Origin of the sequence: Vibrio sp. E14 (assembly GCF_020515785.1) — a bacterium.
Lineage (GTDB): Bacteria > Pseudomonadota > Gammaproteobacteria > Enterobacterales > Vibrionaceae > Vibrio > Vibrio diabolicus.
Genome location: NZ_JAHPJI010000002.1, coordinates 590,159 through 608,977, shown reverse-complemented (window position 1 = coordinate 608,977; position 18,819 = coordinate 590,159). Strand labels below are relative to the sequence as shown.

The window sequence follows — 18,819 nt, the reverse complement described above, 5'->3', positions numbered from 1 at the left end:
AAATCAGTTGAACGTAAAATGCATCAATAATGAGAGTGATGTTTGAGTGATACACGTCTGCTTTACTTAGGTATATACTTATGGAATTCGCATCAATGAGGAACGAATATGATCCAAGAAATCATAGAGAAGAAACTACACAGTGAGCTGCAACCAAGCTATCTCAAAGTGATTAATGAGAGCTACATGCATAATGTGCCACCAGGCTCGGAGAGTCACTTCAAAGTGATTGTTGTGAGTGATTCGTTCGCGGGACAGCGTTTGATTGGACGCCATCGCCAAGTTCATCAAATTTTGGCAGATGAGTTAGATAACCACATTCATGCACTAGCTATTCATACATACACTGATGAAGAGTGGAAGCGTGAACAAGATGGCGCTCCTGATAGCCCTATGTGTATGGGTGGCGGTCACTAAAGACGCAAAATATAAAGGTGCAAAGAAAAGGTGGCTAAGGCCATCTTTTTTCGTTTTACATTCTTTAGGGGCATTGATGTGGCACAAATTCTGGTTAAAAAATGTGTTAACAGTGTTTCAACAAATGAATGGAAATTGCAGGATATTTCAGGCGATGAATATGACTTTTCCATAAGATATGTATGGAATATGGCATTTGTGCGATCGGTCAAAGTTATGACTATTCTTTGACCTTTTAGACCTGATTCTACCGAAATAACCCCTCTATTCTAATGATTGGTCATGGCATCAAGTTCCTAAAAAATGCTAGACTACGGCACCTGATAAATCTCGCGTATTCCTTGTGACGAGATTTTTAATAGGATGTTGCGATTTTGATGTTTAAAACAACATCAAAACCGGACACTGATGTCGTGTCTAAAAGTTACGCAATCAAAAGAATCTTTTTCCCGATAAAAGTAGTGCAAGTGCGTATGATTACAATAAAGAAGGGCTTGGATCTTCCTATCGCAGGAACTCCATCCCAGGTGATTAATGATGGTAAGACCATCAAAAAAGTCGCCTTGCTTGGCGAAGAGTACGTTGGCATGCGTCCTACCATGCATGTCCGCGTTGGTGATGAAGTGAAAAAAGCGCAAGTTCTTTTTGAAGATAAAAAGAACCCTGGCGTGAAATTTACTGCACCAGCAGCCGGTAAAGTGATCGAAGTTAACCGTGGCGCTAAACGTGTCCTTCAATCTGTAGTGATTGAAGTGGCAGGTGAAGAGCAGGTGACATTTGATAAGTTCGAAGCCGCTCAACTTTCAGGTCTAGATCGTGAAGTGATCAAGACTCAGTTGGTTGACTCTGGCCTATGGACCGCTTTACGTACTCGTCCGTTTAGCAAGGTTCCTGCAATCGAGTCTTCTACTAAGGCTATTTTCGTAACTGCAATGGATACTAATCCATTAGCAGCTAAGCCTGAGTTGATCATTAATGAGCAACAAGAAGCATTCATTGCTGGTCTAGACATTCTTTCAGCCCTGACAGAAGGCAAGGTTTACGTATGTAAATCTGGCACTAGTTTGCCACGCTCTTCACAGTCTAACGTAGAAGAACACGTCTTCGATGGCCCTCACCCAGCAGGTCTTGCTGGCACCCACATGCATTTCCTATACCCAGTGAATGCAGAAAATGTGGCATGGAGCATCAACTACCAAGACGTTATCGCGTTCGGTAAGCTGTTCCTAACTGGTGAGCTATACACAGATCGTGTTGTGTCTCTAGCTGGTCCAGTTGTGAATAACCCTCGTCTAGTTCGTACCGTAATCGGTGCAAGCTTAGATGACCTAACAGATAACGAGCTGATGCCTGGCGAAGTTCGTGTGATTTCTGGTTCTGTACTGACAGGTACACATGCAACTGGTCCACACGCATACCTTGGCCGTTACCATCAACAGGTTTCTGTATTACGTGAAGGCCGTGAGAAAGAACTATTTGGCTGGGCAATGCCTGGTAAGAATAAGTTCTCGGTAACTCGCTCTTTCCTTGGTCACGTATTCAAAGGTCAGTTGTTCAATATGACAACGACGACCAATGGTAGTGATCGTTCAATGGTTCCAATTGGCAACTACGAACGCGTAATGCCTCTAGATATGGAGCCTACTCTGCTGCTTCGTGATCTATGTGCAGGTGATACAGACAGTGCTCAAGCACTGGGTGCGCTTGAACTGGATGAAGAAGATCTAGCATTGTGTACCTTTGTATGTCCAGGTAAGTACGAGTACGGTACGTTACTTCGTGAATGCCTAGATACTATCGAGAAGGAAGGGTAATTTTCATGGCTCTTAAAAAGTTTCTTGAAGACATCGAGCATCATTTTGAGCCTGGTGGTAAACACGAAAAATGGTTTGCCCTGTACGAAGCTGTAGCAACAGTTTTTTACACTCCAGGTATCGTAACAAATAAAAGCTCGCACGTTCGTGATAGCGTTGACCTAAAACGTATCATGATCATGGTTTGGTTTGCGGTATTCCCAGCAATGTTCTGGGGTATGTACAACGCAGGTGGCCAAGCTATTGCAGCGCTTAACCACATGTACGCTGGTGATCAACTAGCGACAGTTATCTCTGGTAACTGGCACTACTGGCTAACTGAAATGCTGGGCGGAACGATTGCCGCTGATGCAGGGGTTGGCAGTAAGATGCTACTAGGTGCGACCTACTTCCTACCTATCTACGCAACAGTATTCCTTGTTGGTGGTTTCTGGGAAGTGCTTTTCTGTATGGTGCGTAAGCACGAAGTAAACGAAGGCTTCTTTGTTACTTCTATCTTGTTCGCACTTATCGTTCCACCAACGCTACCTCTATGGCAAGCGGCACTAGGTATCACATTTGGTGTTGTTGTTGCGAAAGAGATCTTCGGTGGTACAGGTCGTAACTTCCTTAACCCTGCACTTGCAGGTCGTGCATTCCTATTCTTCGCTTACCCAGCGCAAATCTCGGGTGACGTAGTATGGACTGCAGCTGACGGCTTCTCTGGTGCAACTGCTCTTAGCCAATGGGCTCAAGGTGGTAACGGTGCTCTAGTTAACACAGTAACTGGTTCTCCTATCACTTGGATGGACGCTTTCATCGGTAACATCCCTGGCTCTATTGGTGAAGTATCGACTCTAGCTCTAATGATCGGTGCAGCGATGATCGTTTACATGCGAATCGCTTCATGGCGCATCATTGCGGGCGTAATGATCGGTATGATTGCAGTATCGACTCTGTTTAACGTGATCGGTTCTGACACTAACCCAATGTTCAACATGCCATGGCACTGGCACCTAGTTCTAGGTGGTTTTGCATTCGGTATGTTCTTCATGGCAACGGACCCAGTATCAGCGTCATTTACTAACAAAGGTAAATGGTGGTACGGCATCCTGATTGGTGCAATGTGTGTGATGATCCGTGTAGTTAACCCGGCGTACCCAGAAGGTATGATGCTGGCGATTCTATTCGCGAACCTATTCGCACCTCTGTTCGACCATGTAGTGATTGAGAAGAACATCAAGCGGAGACTAGCACGCTATGGCAAGTAATAACGACAGCATTAAAAAGACGCTGGGTGTTGTTATCGGGTTGAGCCTTGTTTGTTCAATCATCGTATCAACAGCAGCAGTAGGTCTGCGTGATAAGCAAAAAGCTAACGCTGTCCTAGATAAGCAATCAAAGATCGTTGAAGTTGCAGGCATTGACGCGAACGGTAAGAAAGTACCAGAGCTATTTGCTGAGTACATCGAACCTCGTCTGGTAGACCTTGAAACAGGTAACTTTACTGAGGGTAATGCATCTACGTACGATCAGCGTGAAGCATCAAAAGATGCAGAACGTTCAATCGCATTGACACCAGAAGAAGACGTCGCTGATATCCGTCGTCGTGCGAATACAGCAGTGGTGTACTTAGTAAAAGACCAAGATGAAGTCCAAAAAGTTATCTTGCCTATGCACGGTAAAGGACTATGGTCGATGATGTATGCCTTTGTAGCCGTTGAAACTGATGGTAACACTGTGTCTGCTATTACTTACTACGAGCAAGGTGAAACTCCTGGACTTGGTGGTGAAGTAGAGAACCCTTCATGGCGCGATCAATTCATTGGCAAGAAATTGTACAATGAAGATCATCAGCCAGCGATTAAGGTCGTGAAAGGCGGCGCACCGCAAGGTTCTGAGCACGGTGTTGATGGCCTATCAGGAGCAACGCTCACTAGTAATGGTGTTCAACACACATTTGACTTCTGGTTAGGTGACAAGGGCTTTGGTCCTTTCCTAGCAAAAGTTCGTGACGGAGAACTTAACTAATGTCTAGTGCACAAAACGTTAAAAAGAGCATTCTAGCGCCAGTATTGGATAACAACCCAATCGCGCTACAAGTTCTTGGTGTATGTTCTGCTCTTGCAGTAACAACTAAACTAGAAACAGCTTTTGTAATGACGCTAGCGGTAACATTTGTAACTGCGTTGTCTAACTTCTCTGTTTCATTGATCCGTAACCACATTCCTAACAGTGTGCGTATCATCGTTCAGATGGCAATTATCGCATCGCTAGTAATCGTGGTAGACCAGGTGCTAAAAGCTTACCTATACGATATCTCTAAACAGCTATCTGTATTCGTTGGTCTGATTATCACTAACTGTATCGTAATGGGTCGTGCTGAAGCATTCGCAATGAAGTCTGCGCCAGTACCATCTCTTATTGACGGTATTGGTAACGGTCTAGGTTACGGCTTCGTTCTTATCACTGTAGGTTTCTTCCGTGAGCTATTTGGCTCAGGCAAACTATTTGGCCTAGAAGTTCTACCTCTAGTGAGCAACGGTGGTTGGTACCAGCCTAACGGCCTAATGCTACTAGCACCATCAGCATTCTTCCTAATCGGCTTCCTTATCTGGGTAATCCGTATTCTGAAACCAGAACAAGTAGAAGCGAAGGAGTAAGGACGTCATGGAACATTACATTAGTCTGTTAGTTAAATCGATTTTCATCGAAAACATGGCTCTGTCTTTCTTCCTAGGTATGTGTACTTTCCTTGCCGTATCTAAGAAGGTTAAGACCTCTTTCGGCCTAGGTGTTGCAGTTGTGGTAGTACTGACTATCGCTGTTCCTGTGAACAACCTAGTATACAACCTAGTTCTGAGAGAGAACGCGTTAGTTGAGGGCGTGGACCTTAGCTTCCTAAACTTCATCACCTTTATCGGTGTAATTGCAGCACTTGTACAGATTCTAGAGATGGTTCTAGACCGTTTCTTCCCACCTTTGTACAACGCGCTAGGCATCTTCCTACCGCTGATCACAGTAAACTGTGCAATCTTCGGTGGTGTATCTTTCATGGTACAACGTGACTACAACTTTGCTGAATCTATCGTTTACGGTTTCGGCTCTGGTGTGGGCTGGATGCTAGCAATCGTTGCTCTTGCAGGTATCCGTGAGAAGATGAAGTACTCTGACGTACCTCCAGGTCTACGTGGTCTTGGTATCACATTTATCACTGTAGGTCTTATGGCGTTAGGCTTTATGTCTTTCTCTGGTGTTCAACTGTAAGTCGGGTAAACCGCAACAATTAAGGAATAGTCAATGGACATTATTCTTGGTGTAGTGATGTTTACTCTGATCGTACTTGCACTAGTACTAGTGATTCTTTTCGCTAAGTCTAAGCTTGTACCAACAGGTGACATTACAATTTCTGTGAACGATGACCCTTCTCTGGCGATCGTTACACAACCAGGTGGTAAGCTACTGAGTGCTCTAGCCGGTGCTGGCGTATTCGTATCTTCTGCTTGTGGTGGCGGTGGCTCATGTGGTCAGTGTCGCGTAAAAGTTAAATCAGGTGGTGGCGACATCCTACCAACCGAGCTTGACCATATTACTAAAGGTGAAGCTCGTGAAGGTGAGCGTCTAGCGTGTCAGGTTGCAATGAAAACTGACATGGACATCGAGCTTCCTGAAGAAATCTTTGGCGTTAAGAAGTGGGAATGTACCGTTATCTCTAACGATAACAAAGCGACATTCATCAAAGAGCTTAAGCTACAAATTCCAGATGGCGAATCAGTACCTTTCCGTGCTGGTGGTTACATCCAGATTGAAGCACCTGCTCACCACGTGAAATACGCAGACTACGATATTCCTGAGGAATACCGTGAAGACTGGGAGAAGTTCAACCTTTTCCGTTACGAGTCTAAAGTTAACGAAGAGACAATCCGTGCATACTCAATGGCTAACTACCCAGAAGAGCACGGTATCATCATGCTTAACGTTCGTATCGCGACTCCGCCGCCGAACAACCCAGACGTACCACCAGGCATCATGTCTTCGTACATTTGGTCTCTAAAAGAAGGCGACAAGTGTACTATTTCTGGTCCATTTGGTGAGTTCTTTGCGAAAGATACAGATGCAGAAATGGTATTCGTTGGTGGTGGTGCTGGTATGGCTCCAATGCGCTCACACATCTTCGACCAACTTAAGCGTCTGCACTCTAAGCGTAAGATGTCTTTCTGGTACGGCGCACGTTCTAAGCGTGAAATGTTCTACGTAGAAGACTTCGATATGCTACAAGCTGAGAATGATAACTTCGTATGGCACTGTGCACTGTCTGATCCACTTCCAGAAGATAACTGGGATGGTTACACTGGCTTTATTCACAACGTTCTTTACGAGAACTATCTACGTGATCACGAAGCGCCAGAAGACTGTGAATACTACATGTGTGGTCCACCTATGATGAATGCGGCTGTTATCGGCATGCTAAAAGATCTAGGTGTAGAGGATGAAAACATCCTACTAGATGACTTCGGTGGTTAATCCCTCCAAGTGATTGAATCTATGGCTAGCTCTCTAAGAGCTAGCCATTATTTTTTGTAGAAGTAAAAATAATATTCAACAGTTGATATAGGTAATTGGATTTAAGTAATCGGTCCCATTCCCCATATCAATTCAACAACATTGGGAGTTAACAAGTGAAAACGTGGCTTGTTGCATTCGCTTCTCTATTGATTTTGGCTGGCTGTGAGCAGCCAGCAGATCAAATTCATCTAAGTGGCCCTACCATGGGGACTTCTTATAACATCAAGTATATCGAGCAAGATGGTATTCCTACGCCAAAAGCGATGCAGACGGAAATTGATCGCTTACTGGAAGAGGTTAATGATCAAATGTCGACTTACCGTGATGATTCAGAATTAAGTCGCTTTAACCAGCATCAAACGAGTGAGCCATTTACTGTATCGACACAAACAGCAACCGTAGTCAAAGAAGCGATTCGTCTCAACGGTCTTACTTTAGGCGCATTGGATGTGACAGTCGGTCCTTTAGTTAACCTTTGGGGCTTTGGCCCAGAAGCTCGCCCTGATGTCGTTCCTACAGATGAAGAGCTAGCGGCACGCAAAGCCAATACTGGCATTCATCATCTATCTGTTGATGGCAATAAATTGTCCAAAGATATTCCTAACTTGTATGTCGATTTATCAACTATTGCTAAAGGTTGGGGGGTTGACGTGGTTGCTGACTACCTTCAATCTGAAGGGATTCATAACTTCATGGTAGAAGTGGGCGGCGAAATGCGTCTCAAAGGCGTGAATCGTGAAGGCGTGCCGTGGCGCATTGCGATTGAAAAGCCGACTATTGATGAGCGTTCAATTCAAGAAATTATTGAGCCAGGGGATATGGCAATTGCAACAAGTGGTGACTATCGTAATTACTTTGAGAGTAATGGTGTGAGATACTCTCATATTATTAATCCAAGAACAGGCAAACCTATTCATCATAAAGTGGTGTCTGTAACGGTATTAGATAAATCGTCGATGACTGCTGATGGTCTTGCAACTGGCCTTATGGTGCTAGGTGAAGACAAAGGCATGGCAATTGCGAACGAAAATAATATTCCTGTTTTCATGATTGTGAAAACGGAAAATGGTTTTAAAGAGCTGGCTTCGGAAGCATACAAGCCGTTCATGAAGAAATAACAACAGAAGTGAGCATGTTCTTATGAGTACATTTCTAATTACGTTTGCAGTTTTTGTTGCGGTAATCGCAGCGATGGCTGTTGGCTACATCTTCCAGAAGAAAGTAGTGAAGGGTAGCTGTGGCGGTCTTGGTGCAGTAGGTATTGAGAAGGTATGTAACTGTCCAGAACCATGTGACGCGCGTAAGAAACGTGAAGCACGTGAAGCGGCGCGAGCTGAGAAATTGGCTGCATGGGAAAAAGATCGAATTGCTTAAGTATCGATCATCCAAAGAGTAATACAAAAAAACCCAGCCAAAGCTGGGTTTTTTTATATTTCTCGCTCTACTTCTCTGAGAGTTTATACTTTGCTTGCTACGTTTAATCTAGGATGACCGGAAGCTTAAGTCGGTGCAGACTTCACAGCCAAGTCATTTCCCTTTAATCACCGTACTTAACTGTTATTTGGTTATATACTCAAACTAAAGCGCGTTAACTTAGGAGGAAATATGGAAATGCATCAACACGGTATGGCTGAATTGTTTCAACAACTAGGCCTCGGCAGCTCTCCTCAAGAGATAAAGGACTTTATTAACGAACATCGGCACAAAAGAGCTTCAGCCCCTCTGTATGAAGCCAGCTTTTGGACAAGTTCGCAGGCCACATTTCTCAAACAAGCCATTGAAGAAGACGCAGACTGGGCAGAGTTGGTCGATCAACTTGATGTGATGTTACGAGATTAAAGCACGTTTACAAACTCTCATTTCTATCAAGGCAGATTTAATTTATACTGTGTTTTTGAACAGTGTTTAATGGCTATGTCAGACCGAATCAGAAAAATCATTCACGTCGATATGGATTGTTTTTATGCTGCCGTTGAGATGAGAGATAATCCTAGTTACCGTGGCATTGCACTCGCCGTTGGCGGTCATGAAAAACAGCGTGGTGTGATTAGCACCTGTAATTATGAGGCGCGCAAATATGGCGTTCGTAGTGCAATGTCAACGGCGCGAGCATTGCAACTCTGCCCCCATTTACTAGTCGTTCCCGGTCGAATGCACGTGTACAAACAAGTCTCTCAGCAGATTCGTGCTATTTTTGAGCGTTATACGCCTATCATTGAACCTCTATCATTAGATGAAGCATACCTCGATGTTACGGACTCGACAGCTTGTCGTGGCTCCGCAACGTTGATCGCAGAGTCTATTCGACGCGACATTTGGAATGAGCTTGGGCTGACGGCATCGGCGGGCATTGCACCGATTAAGTTCCTTGCCAAAGTCGCCTCTGATATGAATAAACCCAACGGTCAGTTTGTTATCCCGCCAGATAAGGTTCAGGAAGTTATCGATACACTTCCGCTGGAAAACATTCCTGGAGTAGGGAAGGTGAGTCTTGAGAAGCTACATCAAGCGGGCTTTTATCGATGTGAGGATATTAAAAACAGCGACTATCGTGAATTGCTGAGGCAGTTTGGTCGTCAGGGGGCCTCTTTATGGCAGCGTAGCCATGGAATTGATAATCGAGAAGTCGTTGTTGAGCGCGAGAGAAAATCCGTCGGTGTGGAACGGACATTCAGCCAGAATATCTCGAGCTATGATGAATGTTGGCAAGTGATCGAGGATAAACTTTATCCTGAACTCGAGAAACGCTTAGAGCGTGCAAGCCCAGGTAAATCGATTATTAAACAAGGTATTAAAGTCAAATTTGCCGACTTTCAACTGACAACAATTGAGCGTATCCATCCGCAATTAGAGCTTGAGGACTTCAAGATCTTGCTAAGAGATATTCTTAAGCGCCAAAACGGACGGGAAATACGCCTTTTAGGCTTGAACGTGATGCTCAAGCCCGAGAACCAAGCGCGTCAATTGAGCTTTTTCTAGGCTCTTACTGCTTCTACCTGAGCTAATACTTGCTCAAATCTTGTGTTGGCCATCGCACCATAACCTGACAGTTTTGAAGCTTTTAGCTGGCTAATTAAAGGGGTACTAATGCCACACAAGAAGCGGGCGACAGCATCATTGCTGATAGCTGAAGGGGAGAGCTGAATAAATTCCTGCACCCACATTGCTACTTGAGGTGGCTCAATATCCTTACCTTGTGGTGTTGGGAACGAAGCGACTTGACCACGACACACGGAGCAGTGACCACATTGCTCTGGTGCATTGTGATCAGCAAAGTAGTTCGCCAATTGTGAGCTCAAACAGTGCTCTGACTGGAACAAGCGCAGCATGGTGTGAATTCTTTCGATATCTTTGCTTTCTTTGGATTGGAACAGTTCATACAGTTGTTGGATTAAAACATCAGAACTCTGTGTGGTTGGCAAAACAGAGTACACGTCGGTCAGTTGTTTGCTCTCTAGCTCTATCCAACCATTCTGGTGAAAATAGTCGAGGGCTGTGACAACTCGGCTGCGTTCCGATTGATAGTTCATCCATAACGCTTCTAGGTCAACTTGGCACCACACTTTGGCTTTTTGCGAGCAGGAGAAAATAGCCTCCACGAATTGACGTCGCTCGCCTTGAAATTGATTCACAATAAATTGCTGATCGTGCAAAAACTTAAAGCGATATTCCGCAAAGTAACTGTATTTTGCTTCAATGAGTTTATGTAGCTCCAAATAAACCAACAAGGTTTTGAGTGGCAATTGGCGGATATTACTTTCACGCGATAAACGCAGTGGCACTACCTCCCATTGTGGAGCATGTTCTTTCGCTTGCTCGACTACATAGTTAATCGAGGTTAGTTCAGGTGTGTCACCATAGACAAAGTTTTCCAACACCGTTAAGCCGGACGTATTGCCCAGCAGAATGCACTCAGAACGTTGCCCGTCCCTGCCTGCACGTCCAATCTCTTGTGCGTAGTTCTCGATTGATTTGGGTAAGTCGAAGTGAATGACGCGGCGGATATCAGATTTATCGACCCCCATACCAAATGCAATCGTTGCAACAATACAGTCAATTTGGCTATCCATGAACTGCTGTTGGATTTGTTCACGGATGTCGCTTTTCATACCTGCATGGTACGCGTGAGCATTAATGCCAATATGGATTAGTGATTTTGCTACTTGCTCTGCTGTCTGCTGTTGTGTCACGTATACGATAGTTGGAAGCTTAGGAGAAGAGGCGATGATTTCACTTAGCTTTTCTTGTTTCATTGCTTCCTCGCACGGGATCACCGAGATATCCAGATTGGGGCGGTAGAAGCCTGTAACGGTAATATGTTCACTGGCAATATCGAACTTTTGTTTCATGTCTTCAATAACTGCGGGCGTTGCTGTTGCAGTGAGAAGCAAAGATTGTGGAATGTTCAGTTCACGTTGATATTGCGGTAGCTTGAGATAATCAGGGCGGAAGTTATGTCCCCATTCGGAAATACAGTGCGCTTCATCAACCACCATCAAAGAGATCGGCACTTGGCGAATGAACTCACGAAAACGCTCGTTCTTTAGGCGCTCAACAGAAATCATCAATATTTTGATCTGTCCATTTTTTACCCCTGCCATGACGCGTTGTGACTCTTCTCTGCTTTGACTGCTATCGATAGAAGCGGCTGGGATCCCTTTACTTTGCAAAAAGTTCAGCTGATCTTTCATTAGCGCCAACAACGGCGAGATCACCAACGTAAGATTGGGCAATACGGTTGCTGGCAATTGGTAACAGAGAGACTTACCCGAACCCGTAGGAAAGATGGCCGCAGCAGAGTAACCATTCATAACCGCTTCAATAACAGGTTGTTGACCTTGGCGTAATGAGTCAAAACCAAATACGGATTGAAGTGTTTGATGCAGCGAGTCACTTTGCATAATAGGGAAACCTTTCTTTGATGGTAAACTTAGGTACATTAACACACCCTGAGTGCCAAACGCGCGTCCTAAAAGTATGAACAAAGCTGACTTAGTCCAAATTATCATCCAACATCTGGAAGAAAAACTTCAAGTGGCCCATGCATCTGCTCAGCGAGCCATTGATGCCGCGACAGATGAAGAAACTGTTCCCGAGCATAAGTACGATACGTTAGCACTTGAAGCCGCGTATCTTGCTCATGGACAAGCTATGCGAATCCAAGAGAGTGAAGACGAGCTGCGTCAATATCGCGCTCTAGTGACTCGCGACTTTAAAGGTGCACCTGTTGGTGTAGGTGCTTACGTCGTTCTCGCAGATGAGAATTTGCTTGAAAAGCACTTCTTTGTAGGCCCTTGTTCTGGTGGTCTGACTGTGAAATCTCAGGCTCAGGAAGTTTTTGTCTTAACAGCAAAATCTCCTCTTGGTCGAGCGTTATTCGGGAAAGAAGAAGGCGATGAGATTGATGTGAAAATAGGAGATAAAACAACTTGTTACGAAGTCGTGACGATTTGCTGACATCTCATGTATCACTCAGTGTTATGTTTAACACGAGTAATGTTAAATAAAAGAGAATGACATGAAAAAGCTTCTTACACTTTTATTGCTGATGGTCAGTGCTACTGGTTATGCAGCGCAGTGTCGTGTGGACATCAATAATGAAGTCCGTATGGATGGGCAAAGCTTGGAAATTCGCCAAACGACAGGTGATAAAGCTGTCGTGGATGAGGATAACAACCTATTCATCAAAGGTGAGCTAATTGAACTCAATGCCGACCAAAAAGCGGCAATTGAAGACTATCGCGAAAAAATGAACGCGTATATTCCACAAGCAAAACAGTTGGCGAGTGATGGTTTAGCGCTTGCAAATGACATCATCGATGATGTCGCGGAAAGCCTAGACGCACCTGGCGCGTTTGATAACGTCAAAGTCGCAGTACAGGACTTTGTCGCTGATGTTGAATCACGTTACTACAAAGATGGCGATTTCATTCTACCAGCGGAAAGTTTTGAGTCCATGACACAAGGGTGGACTGAAGACTTTGCAAAAGCACAAGAGATCTTCAATAAAGAGTTTTTAGCCAGTTCGTTGGATGCTTTATCGAAAAAAATGAAGGAAGAGGGAGGGATAAACCTCACTGCATTATCAGAGAGTATGGCTGAGCTCAGCGCGAAAGTAGAAGAGCGTTTAGCTGAGCATTCGAAAGAGGTAGAACAACAAGCAGAAGACTTGTGCGATTCGCTGGATGACATGGCAGGGCAAGAAGACGATCTGTTGAAGAAAATCCCTGAGCTAAAAGATTACCGAGTATTTACGATTTAATTACCCTTCAAAAAGTAGAACTCAATGGTATAAAGAAAGAGAGCACAATTGTGCTCTCTTTTCGTTTTTACATACTTGAACAATTAATGAAAGCAAGACGATATTTCCGTTTTACCCGCTTGTTCTTTGATAGCTTATTGCGCGTTCATCTCGGTGAGCTTATCGCCGACAGGTTTTGAGAAATTAAAACCATCATGCTGATCCCAGTTGATAGACCACGTCATTACCCCTGCATAATTCGGGTAATTGAACGCTGGCTTAACGGTGCCGCATGAAGTGCCTTTGGTTAAACAATCTAGTGCGCTGATAATATTCTGTGTCGGAGCCTGGCCTGAATTTGCCGAGCTAGGACCTGAAGGTAAGCCGATTGCGACTTGATCATCACGTAGTGGTGCAAACTGAGTGCCGTCGGCCAATTCAAAGCCTTCGATAAGCATTTTAGATTGCGCTACCATCATATCCACAGAGCCTTCTGGTGCACTGCCTGGCAGATATGGGTTTGGCAAACCACCGTTGTTATATAGCTGGACGTGAAGCAGGTCGAGCGTGCTGCGTGTCTCATTAATCACAGGAATGTAAGCTCCCCAAATACCGCTGTAAGCCACATAGCCGCCTTGAACATAAGGATGCTCAGGTGCCATGGTTAGGTACATGTCGCCACCCATGTTTTGCTCTATTTGAAGCAAAGCACGACCAAGGCGAGCTTGAATTTGCGAGCCATGAACCAAGTTAGATCCACTCTCTAAATCCACATCAAGACCATCAAAGCCCCACTCAGCGATAAGACCTGTTAGGCTAGAGACAAAGTTGGCTTCGTCTTGATCGGTATTCAGCGTAATCGTGCCTTCTGCGCCGCCAAGAGAGAGAACAAACTTTTTACCTTTAGCTTGAAGCGCAGCCATGTCTTGTTTGAACTGTGCTGGGTCGAGCGCTGGACAATCGCTGTAAATATCGCCTGAATATAGATTAAAGTGCACGGTACCATCACTGTTGCGGTCATTTTCGGCAAAGGCAATATCAATCACATCCCACGCATCAGCCATATCCGCTAGACGAATTGGACAGCCAGCCCCATTTACAAAATTGTGCCAGTAACCGATGAGTTTATGACGTTTCTCTGCTTGCTCAACCACCGTTATTGCTGCCGCGTCAGATAACGTCGCGCTTCCAGCAAGATCAATGGCTTGAGCGCTTACGGTAAACTGTCCGATTGCGGGTGGTGTCCAGTTCGCAGAATAAGGCGCAGTCGTATCTGTGGCGACAACTGAACCATTGACCATGAAATCAACTTGTTTAATGCCTGAGGTTAAAGACGTTGCATCGGCACTTAATGCGAGGTTTTTGCCTAAGCCGACGGTTTGACCGCTACTTGGTGAAGTCAGTGAGACGACCAAATCTTTATCGCTGACTTCCACACCAACCAAGGACTCTGACGTGTTGTTATCATTATCGGTTGCGACGGCTTTAAGCTGGTTAGCGCCAATAAGTGTGGCGTTCCAAGTAACGGAATATGGTGCTTGAGTGGTGACCCCTAAGCTGGTGTTGTTCGCAAAAAACTCAACTTGCGTGACTGTGCCATCAGCATCGCTTGCGTTAGCCGTGATTTCGTTATTGCTGCCAGCGAGCACGACTTGTCCATCCGTTGGTGCCGTAATGGTAACTTGCGGTGGCGTCGAACAAGCACCTAGGCCACTCCAAGCATCTTGCCAATATAGCCCTTCACCAGGCTCGTAAGCCCATGTCGCATCCGAGGAACACCAACCAGCAACGTCACAACGATATTTTTGGTTGAAGTGAGAAACCAGGTCGCCAACTTGATAACTCGTTCCCGCCGCGTAAGGCACTGCATCTGAACATCCGCCCGTCCCTGTTTCTGAATTACTAACAACAAGCGTTACTTCTTGGCTCATGGTTGCGAGGTTTGTGTCATCAGTCGCTTGTGCTTTAAACGAATGTGTACCAGCATTCGCGGTCCATTGATATTCGTAAGGTACGCTGGTATCAATCGCAACGGATTGATTGTTCACGAAGAACTCAACTTGTGTGACCACACCATCAATATCATCAGCTTGAGCGGCTACGGTTAGGTTATCGCCTACATTAAGCACTTCTGTGCCTACTGGGCTTGTCAATGAAATGCTTGGTGGCGGTAATTCGACTTGTGGTTGAACTTGGATAGAAATCGTCGTGGTGGTAACGGCTCCCTCATTATCGGTCGCAATTGCGGTCAATTGCGAGACACCTTCAATAGCGGTCCAAGATGCTTCGAATGGTGCTTGAGTTACCACAGCAACCGTTTGGTTGCCTGCAACAAACTCAACTTGTGCGATTTGGCCATCTTCGTCGGCTGCGTTGGCTAGCAAGGTGATCGCACTGCCTTCGGGAATTTGTGCGTTGTTTGTTGGAGAGGAGAATGACACTGTTGGCTCTAGGTTGTTGCTTCCACCATCACATTGCCCTAACGCTTTCCATGCCTCCCAAGCCCCTGAATTGGTAACAGGGTCATTGCCTTGCGTCCAATACGCTGCCTCGTAAGCGGCTCCTTGCGTTTTTACTAAAGTGCCCGATGTATAAGTCGCAGTGTTGTCCCAGTCGGGTAAGCTTTGGCAGTTATAGGCTTGAGCTTGGTAGCTGACGCTGAGTGCTGCAACCATCGCTCCGTGAAGTAGAGTGACCTTCATTTTCCTCTCCTTGAGTCATGGATATAAATGAGAACAGAGTAATAACTAGCTGATAAATAGACATAAGGGGGAAAAAGCGAAGCACAATATTCTGCTTTTCGACACAGTATCACGAGGAACTATTCGTTCCTTACACCAAAGCTCATTATTTTTCGGCTCACTTCACGATGGGAGAATCATAAATTCTAAGCGTGTGAAAAAGACAAAAGTCGCCAGGTCTTAGAATGATGAATGTGAGATGTACGTTAAAATTTACAAGCTGAATGACTGTGAATTGTTTCAACTGTCGAGTATTTAACCAGAGTGCTCTTGTTGAATAGTGAATATTGCTATAGTGTACTAGTTAGCTAGTTCAATGATATTTTGTGTGAGTAGTATGACACAGCAAACCTCTTCTCAGCCTCGTGAGCATTTTGGCTCTCGTCTCGGATTCATCTTAGCAGCCGCAGGTGCCGCAGTTGGCCTTGGCAATATTTGGGGCTTTCCAACCCAAGCTGCCAGTAATGGCGGCGGTGCTTTCCTGTTGGTTTATTTGGTGATGATTCTTATCGTCGCATTTCCTATGCTAGTGGTTGAAATGGCGATTGGTCGTCATGGTCAAGCCAACCCGGTAGATAGTATGCGTTCGCTTACCAATCATCCGGTAGGTAAAAAGCTCGGCGGTATTGTGGGCTGGATAGGTTTAAGCGTACCAAGCGCTGTTTTAGCGTTTTACTCTATTGTCGGTGGTTGGTTGATCTGCTTTTTACTGGGTGCAATCACAGATCTAATGGGGTTAGAAGCTGCAACTCAATGGCTAAAGGGCTTTAGCGTTGAACGTAACTTGTTCGGAACTATTACTTTTTATGTGCTAACAATTCTTATCGTACAAGGTGGAGTAAAACAAGGTATTGAGAAGTGGTCAACACGTTTGATGCCAGCATTGTTTGTTTTGTTTGCTCTACTGTTTGCTTACATCATGACGCAAAACGGTGCGATGGAAGGGCTAAAGCATTACTTGGTACCGGATTTCGAAAAGGTATGGGACCGCAAGTTGATTCTTGCTGCAATGGGGCAGGGCTTCTTCTCGCTTACGATCGGTGGCTGCTCAATGCTGATTTATGGCTCTTACTTGAGTAAGAAAGAAAACCTACCAAAGATGGCGATGAACGTGACCATGGTAGATACTGCCGTTGCCTTTATTGCGGGGTTAGTTGTGATGCCAGCGATGTTTGTTGCGATGCAAAAAGGCGTTCAAATCTATGCTGAAGATGGCTCTCTATTAAGCTCTGATACGTTGGTATTTACCGTATTGCCATTGATGTTTGATAGCTTAGATTTGCTTGGTCAATTGTTCTCTATTGTGTTCTTTTTATTGCTGACGATTGCGGCGCTAACGTCTTCCATTTCAATGTTAGAGTGTCCAGTGGCGTTAGTGAGTGAGCGTTTCAACACCAAGCGTAGCGCAACGAGCTGGGTTTTAGGTGGTCTCATCGCCTTGTTCAGTGTGGTGATTGTTTATAACTTTGGCGCTCTGTTTGGTATGGTCGCGACGGTTGCTACTCAGTATCTACAACCAACCGCTGCGCTCTTATTCTGCTTATTTGGTGGTTGGGTATGGAATCGCAACTCAAAAATCAAAGAGCTTGAGCAAGGTTGCCCGGAGTTTACGCAAGGTTGGTTTGGTAAGTTATGGCCAGCGTATGTGAAGTTTGTATGTCCAATTCTTGTGGCTACGGTCATCTGGGCTTCATTCGGCTAATCGAAACGTCTATTGGACAAAAGAGAAGGGCTTGATGAGTGATCATCAAGCCCTTTTTCATGTTGGTTATTCCCCGTTTCAGTTACCCGCGGTGATTGCTGCGGGTTAACGGAATTGTCCTGCTTCTGGAAGAAAGTCAAAACCAGCAGAAGCCAGTTTTGCTTCTAGTGCTGTGCGATCGATATCGAAGAAAGCTACCAGTTTATCTAAGTCACCACCGAAGTCGTCGCGTAGCTTCATATTTACAATGCTCATGAGCATGACAGGATCCATGGATTCAAAGTTCGCTAGATTCATTACTTATCCTCAAAATCTGAAATCAGTAGGTTTGCCGCAGAAAATGCCGCTTTTTCACGCACTTCTTTAGGCAGAGACTCATCCGCCGCAACATCGTTCAGCGCTTTAACAGCACATGAAATTGCCTGAGGAATGTAAGCTTGATCGCCACTACCAATTTGAGCATAAAGCTCACGAACCAGTTCACAACAGCCGTATACTTGCATGTTTTCTTTCCACTAAATGATAACTTATCTCAATATACACACAGCAGATTTGAAACTCAAAGTGCAGAGTTGTTTTGGCTCAAGTTGAGGAGTTGCTTGAGCGAGATTTAATCACTGCATTTGTACTTCTAACTGCTGTGTGACTTCTGGTGAAAGCTGAAGCTGTTTTGCCAGTTCTTGCAAATACGCTTTTTCCATGAAGTTTTGCTCATCAGCAACAATCAAAGACGCGAGATAAATTTCAGACGCTTGCTGGGGAGAGGTCGCCTGATTAGCAATTTCAGCAGGATCAAGCGGTTTGTTTAGTTCTTGCTGAACGAGCTGACGTACGTGCTCATCTGCGCCCATATCTGCGAGGGCTTGCTCGATGCGGGTCATTTCCTCTTCATCGACATGGCCATCGGCTTTTGCGGCTCCAATCATTGCTTTTAAAATTAGTACACTGTGTTTGCTGTCATCGGGGTCAAAGGTCTCATGAACACCTTGACCGGACTGTTTGGCTTGCCAGTCGTTATAAACTTTGTAGGCTAATGCTCCAAGCGCAGCAGCGCCACCGACTTTTAATGCGCCCGAGCCTATTTTCTTGGTCATTTTTTTACTTCTCTTCGAGCCCATCAGCATACCGATAAGGCCTCCGCCAACGGCACCTGCTCCTAGCGTTTTCAGGCTACTTGAGTTTGATGAGGATTTGATGTTGTTAGTTTGTTTACCTAACGCATCAGCCCCTTGCTTGAGTAAGTCTGATTTGAGTGCTTGGTTTAGAAGACTTTTTAAATCCATAACTGACCTCCTTTAGATGATGAAATCAGTTTAATAGCAAGAAGCTGAACCAAAGATTAACAAAGTGAATAGATCT

At 45.0% G+C, this 18,819-nt stretch carries 19 protein-coding genes; 14 read left to right on the top strand and 5 right to left on the bottom strand.

Features of this window, described 5'->3' with window-relative positions:
- Nucleotides 1-108: 108 nt before the first annotated feature.
- The 11 genes from bolA (at nucleotide 109) to dinB (ending at nucleotide 9,755) form a co-directional block, all read left to right on the top strand.
- The gene (gene bolA / locus LIX84_RS08085) at nucleotides 109-417 is read left to right on the top strand and encodes a transcriptional regulator BolA (RefSeq protein ID WP_005380262.1); all 309 of its coding nucleotides are present in this window, start codon (nucleotides 109-111) and stop codon (nucleotides 415-417) included.
- A gap of 473 nt (nucleotides 418-890) precedes the next feature.
- Nucleotides 891-2,231 carry a Na(+)-translocating NADH-quinone reductase subunit A gene (locus LIX84_RS08080; protein WP_041853022.1) on the top strand — a complete coding sequence of 447 codons (1,341 nt, stop codon included), beginning with the start codon at nucleotides 891-893 and terminating at the stop codon, nucleotides 2,229-2,231.
- Nucleotides 2,232-2,236: 5 nt separating this feature from the next.
- A complete protein-coding gene (locus tag LIX84_RS08075) occupies nucleotides 2,237-3,481 on the top strand; it encodes an NADH:ubiquinone reductase (Na(+)-transporting) subunit B (RefSeq protein WP_006742551.1) in 1,245 nt (414 codons plus the stop codon).
- The gene (locus LIX84_RS08070; protein WP_006742550.1) at nucleotides 3,471-4,241 is read left to right on the top strand and encodes a Na(+)-translocating NADH-quinone reductase subunit C; all 771 of its coding nucleotides are present in this window, start codon (nucleotides 3,471-3,473) and stop codon (nucleotides 4,239-4,241) included. Before LIX84_RS08075 ends, LIX84_RS08070 begins: the two co-directional genes overlap by 11 nt.
- The gene (locus tag LIX84_RS08065) at nucleotides 4,241-4,873 is read left to right on the top strand and encodes an NADH:ubiquinone reductase (Na(+)-transporting) subunit D (RefSeq protein WP_005380269.1); all 633 of its coding nucleotides are present in this window, start codon (nucleotides 4,241-4,243) and stop codon (nucleotides 4,871-4,873) included. Before LIX84_RS08070 ends, LIX84_RS08065 begins: the two co-directional genes overlap by 1 nt.
- A gap of 7 nt (nucleotides 4,874-4,880) precedes the next feature.
- On the top strand, nucleotides 4,881-5,477 hold the full coding sequence (gene nqrE, locus LIX84_RS08060; RefSeq protein ID WP_005380270.1) for an NADH:ubiquinone reductase (Na(+)-transporting) subunit E: 597 nt from the start codon (nucleotides 4,881-4,883) through the stop codon (nucleotides 5,475-5,477).
- A 33-nt stretch (nucleotides 5,478-5,510) separates the two neighbouring features.
- Nucleotides 5,511-6,734, top strand: a complete 1,224-nt coding sequence (nqrF, locus tag LIX84_RS08055; protein WP_005380271.1) for an NADH:ubiquinone reductase (Na(+)-transporting) subunit F — start codon at nucleotides 5,511-5,513, stop codon at nucleotides 6,732-6,734.
- 155 nt (nucleotides 6,735-6,889) lie between these two features.
- Nucleotides 6,890-7,894 (top strand): FAD:protein FMN transferase, encoded by a 1,005-nt coding sequence (locus LIX84_RS08050; RefSeq protein WP_226421056.1) that lies wholly within the window; start codon nucleotides 6,890-6,892, stop codon nucleotides 7,892-7,894.
- A 22-nt stretch (nucleotides 7,895-7,916) separates the two neighbouring features.
- Nucleotides 7,917-8,150 (top strand): (Na+)-NQR maturation NqrM, encoded by a 234-nt coding sequence (gene nqrM / locus LIX84_RS08045; protein ID WP_005436655.1) that lies wholly within the window; start codon nucleotides 7,917-7,919, stop codon nucleotides 8,148-8,150.
- A gap of 231 nt (nucleotides 8,151-8,381) precedes the next feature.
- Nucleotides 8,382-8,615 carry a DUF2789 domain-containing protein gene (locus LIX84_RS08040; RefSeq protein WP_047008895.1) on the top strand — a complete coding sequence of 78 codons (234 nt, stop codon included), beginning with the start codon at nucleotides 8,382-8,384 and terminating at the stop codon, nucleotides 8,613-8,615.
- Nucleotides 8,616-8,690: 75 nt separating this feature from the next.
- Nucleotides 8,691-9,755, top strand: a complete 1,065-nt coding sequence (gene dinB / locus LIX84_RS08035; RefSeq protein WP_047008992.1) for a DNA polymerase IV — start codon at nucleotides 8,691-8,693, stop codon at nucleotides 9,753-9,755.
- Here dinB and LIX84_RS08030 read toward each other — a convergent pair.
- The gene (locus LIX84_RS08030; RefSeq protein WP_226421149.1) at nucleotides 9,752-11,677 is read right to left on the bottom strand and encodes a RecQ family ATP-dependent DNA helicase; all 1,926 of its coding nucleotides are present in this window, start codon (nucleotides 11,675-11,677) and stop codon (nucleotides 9,752-9,754) included. The genes dinB and LIX84_RS08030 overlap by 4 nt on opposite strands.
- A gap of 76 nt (nucleotides 11,678-11,753) precedes the next feature.
- Here LIX84_RS08030 and LIX84_RS08025 point away from each other — a divergent pair, with 76 nt between their 5' ends.
- Both LIX84_RS08025 and LIX84_RS08020 read left to right on the top strand, forming a co-directional pair.
- Nucleotides 11,754-12,233, top strand: coding sequence for a GreA/GreB family elongation factor (locus LIX84_RS08025; RefSeq protein WP_226421055.1), 480 nt, complete (start codon nucleotides 11,754-11,756; stop codon nucleotides 12,231-12,233).
- A 61-nt stretch (nucleotides 12,234-12,294) separates the two neighbouring features.
- Nucleotides 12,295-13,038, top strand: a complete 744-nt coding sequence (locus LIX84_RS08020) for a YggN family protein (protein WP_226421054.1) — start codon at nucleotides 12,295-12,297, stop codon at nucleotides 13,036-13,038.
- A 134-nt stretch (nucleotides 13,039-13,172) separates the two neighbouring features.
- On the opposite strand, the gene LIX84_RS08015 is transcribed toward LIX84_RS08020, so the two are convergent.
- On the bottom strand, nucleotides 13,173-15,719 hold the full coding sequence (locus LIX84_RS08015) for an Ig-like domain-containing protein (RefSeq protein ID WP_226421053.1): 2,547 nt from the start codon (nucleotides 15,717-15,719) through the stop codon (nucleotides 13,173-13,175).
- A 376-nt stretch (nucleotides 15,720-16,095) separates the two neighbouring features.
- Between LIX84_RS08015 and LIX84_RS08010 the strand changes: the two genes are divergently transcribed.
- A complete protein-coding gene (locus LIX84_RS08010) occupies nucleotides 16,096-17,460 on the top strand; it encodes a sodium-dependent transporter (protein WP_226421148.1) in 1,365 nt (454 codons plus the stop codon).
- 105 nt (nucleotides 17,461-17,565) lie between these two features.
- Here the strand turns inward: LIX84_RS08010 and LIX84_RS08005 are convergent, their stop codons facing one another.
- The 3 genes from LIX84_RS08005 to LIX84_RS07995 all read right to left on the bottom strand — a co-directional run bounded on the left by LIX84_RS08005 (nucleotide 17,566) and on the right by LIX84_RS07995 (nucleotide 18,743).
- Nucleotides 17,566-17,757 carry a DUF4250 domain-containing protein gene (locus LIX84_RS08005; RefSeq protein WP_012841490.1) on the bottom strand — a complete coding sequence of 64 codons (192 nt, stop codon included), beginning with the start codon at nucleotides 17,755-17,757 and terminating at the stop codon, nucleotides 17,566-17,568.
- A complete protein-coding gene (locus tag LIX84_RS08000; RefSeq protein ID WP_226421052.1) occupies nucleotides 17,757-17,963 on the bottom strand; it encodes a YaeP family protein in 207 nt (68 codons plus the stop codon). Before LIX84_RS08000 ends, LIX84_RS08005 begins: the two co-directional genes overlap by 1 nt.
- 111 nt (nucleotides 17,964-18,074) lie before the next feature.
- Nucleotides 18,075-18,743 carry a tellurite resistance TerB family protein gene (locus LIX84_RS07995; protein ID WP_226421051.1) on the bottom strand — a complete coding sequence of 223 codons (669 nt, stop codon included), beginning with the start codon at nucleotides 18,741-18,743 and terminating at the stop codon, nucleotides 18,075-18,077.
- Nucleotides 18,744-18,819: the final 76 nt, after the last annotated feature.

Bases quoted from the DNA above. Each gene is read 5' to 3' on its own strand.
- LIX84_RS08065 (WP_005380269.1), top strand. From the start codon at position 4,241: ATGTCTAGTGCACAAAACGTTAAAAAGAGCATTCTAGCGCCAGTATTG.
- LIX84_RS08005 (WP_012841490.1), bottom strand. From the start codon at position 17,757: ATGAATCTAGCGAACTTTGAATCCATGGATCCTGTCATGCTCATGAGC.
- LIX84_RS08075 (WP_006742551.1), top strand. From the start codon at position 2,237: ATGGCTCTTAAAAAGTTTCTTGAAGACATCGAGCATCATTTTGAGCCT.
- LIX84_RS08000 (WP_226421052.1), bottom strand. From the start codon at position 17,963: ATGCAAGTATACGGCTGTTGTGAACTGGTTCGTGAGCTTTATGCTCAA.
- LIX84_RS08020 (WP_226421054.1), top strand. From the start codon at position 12,295: ATGAAAAAGCTTCTTACACTTTTATTGCTGATGGTCAGTGCTACTGGT.
- LIX84_RS08010 (WP_226421148.1), top strand. From the start codon at position 16,096: ATGACACAGCAAACCTCTTCTCAGCCTCGTGAGCATTTTGGCTCTCGT.
- LIX84_RS08080 (WP_041853022.1), top strand. From the start codon at position 891: ATGATTACAATAAAGAAGGGCTTGGATCTTCCTATCGCAGGAACTCCA.
- LIX84_RS07995 (WP_226421051.1), bottom strand. From the start codon at position 18,743: ATGGATTTAAAAAGTCTTCTAAACCAAGCACTCAAATCAGACTTACTC.
- bolA (WP_005380262.1), top strand. From the start codon at position 109: ATGATCCAAGAAATCATAGAGAAGAAACTACACAGTGAGCTGCAACCA.
- nqrE (WP_005380270.1), top strand. From the start codon at position 4,881: ATGGAACATTACATTAGTCTGTTAGTTAAATCGATTTTCATCGAAAAC.
- LIX84_RS08030 (WP_226421149.1), bottom strand. From the start codon at position 11,677: ATGCAAAGTGACTCGCTGCATCAAACACTTCAATCCGTATTTGGTTTT.
- dinB (WP_047008992.1), top strand. From the start codon at position 8,691: ATGTCAGACCGAATCAGAAAAATCATTCACGTCGATATGGATTGTTTT.
- LIX84_RS08025 (WP_226421055.1), top strand. From the start codon at position 11,754: ATGAACAAAGCTGACTTAGTCCAAATTATCATCCAACATCTGGAAGAA.
- LIX84_RS08040 (WP_047008895.1), top strand. From the start codon at position 8,382: ATGGAAATGCATCAACACGGTATGGCTGAATTGTTTCAACAACTAGGC.
- LIX84_RS08070 (WP_006742550.1), top strand. From the start codon at position 3,471: ATGGCAAGTAATAACGACAGCATTAAAAAGACGCTGGGTGTTGTTATC.
- LIX84_RS08015 (WP_226421053.1), bottom strand. From the start codon at position 15,719: ATGAAGGTCACTCTACTTCACGGAGCGATGGTTGCAGCACTCAGCGTC.
- nqrF (WP_005380271.1), top strand. From the start codon at position 5,511: ATGGACATTATTCTTGGTGTAGTGATGTTTACTCTGATCGTACTTGCA.
- nqrM (WP_005436655.1), top strand. From the start codon at position 7,917: ATGAGTACATTTCTAATTACGTTTGCAGTTTTTGTTGCGGTAATCGCA.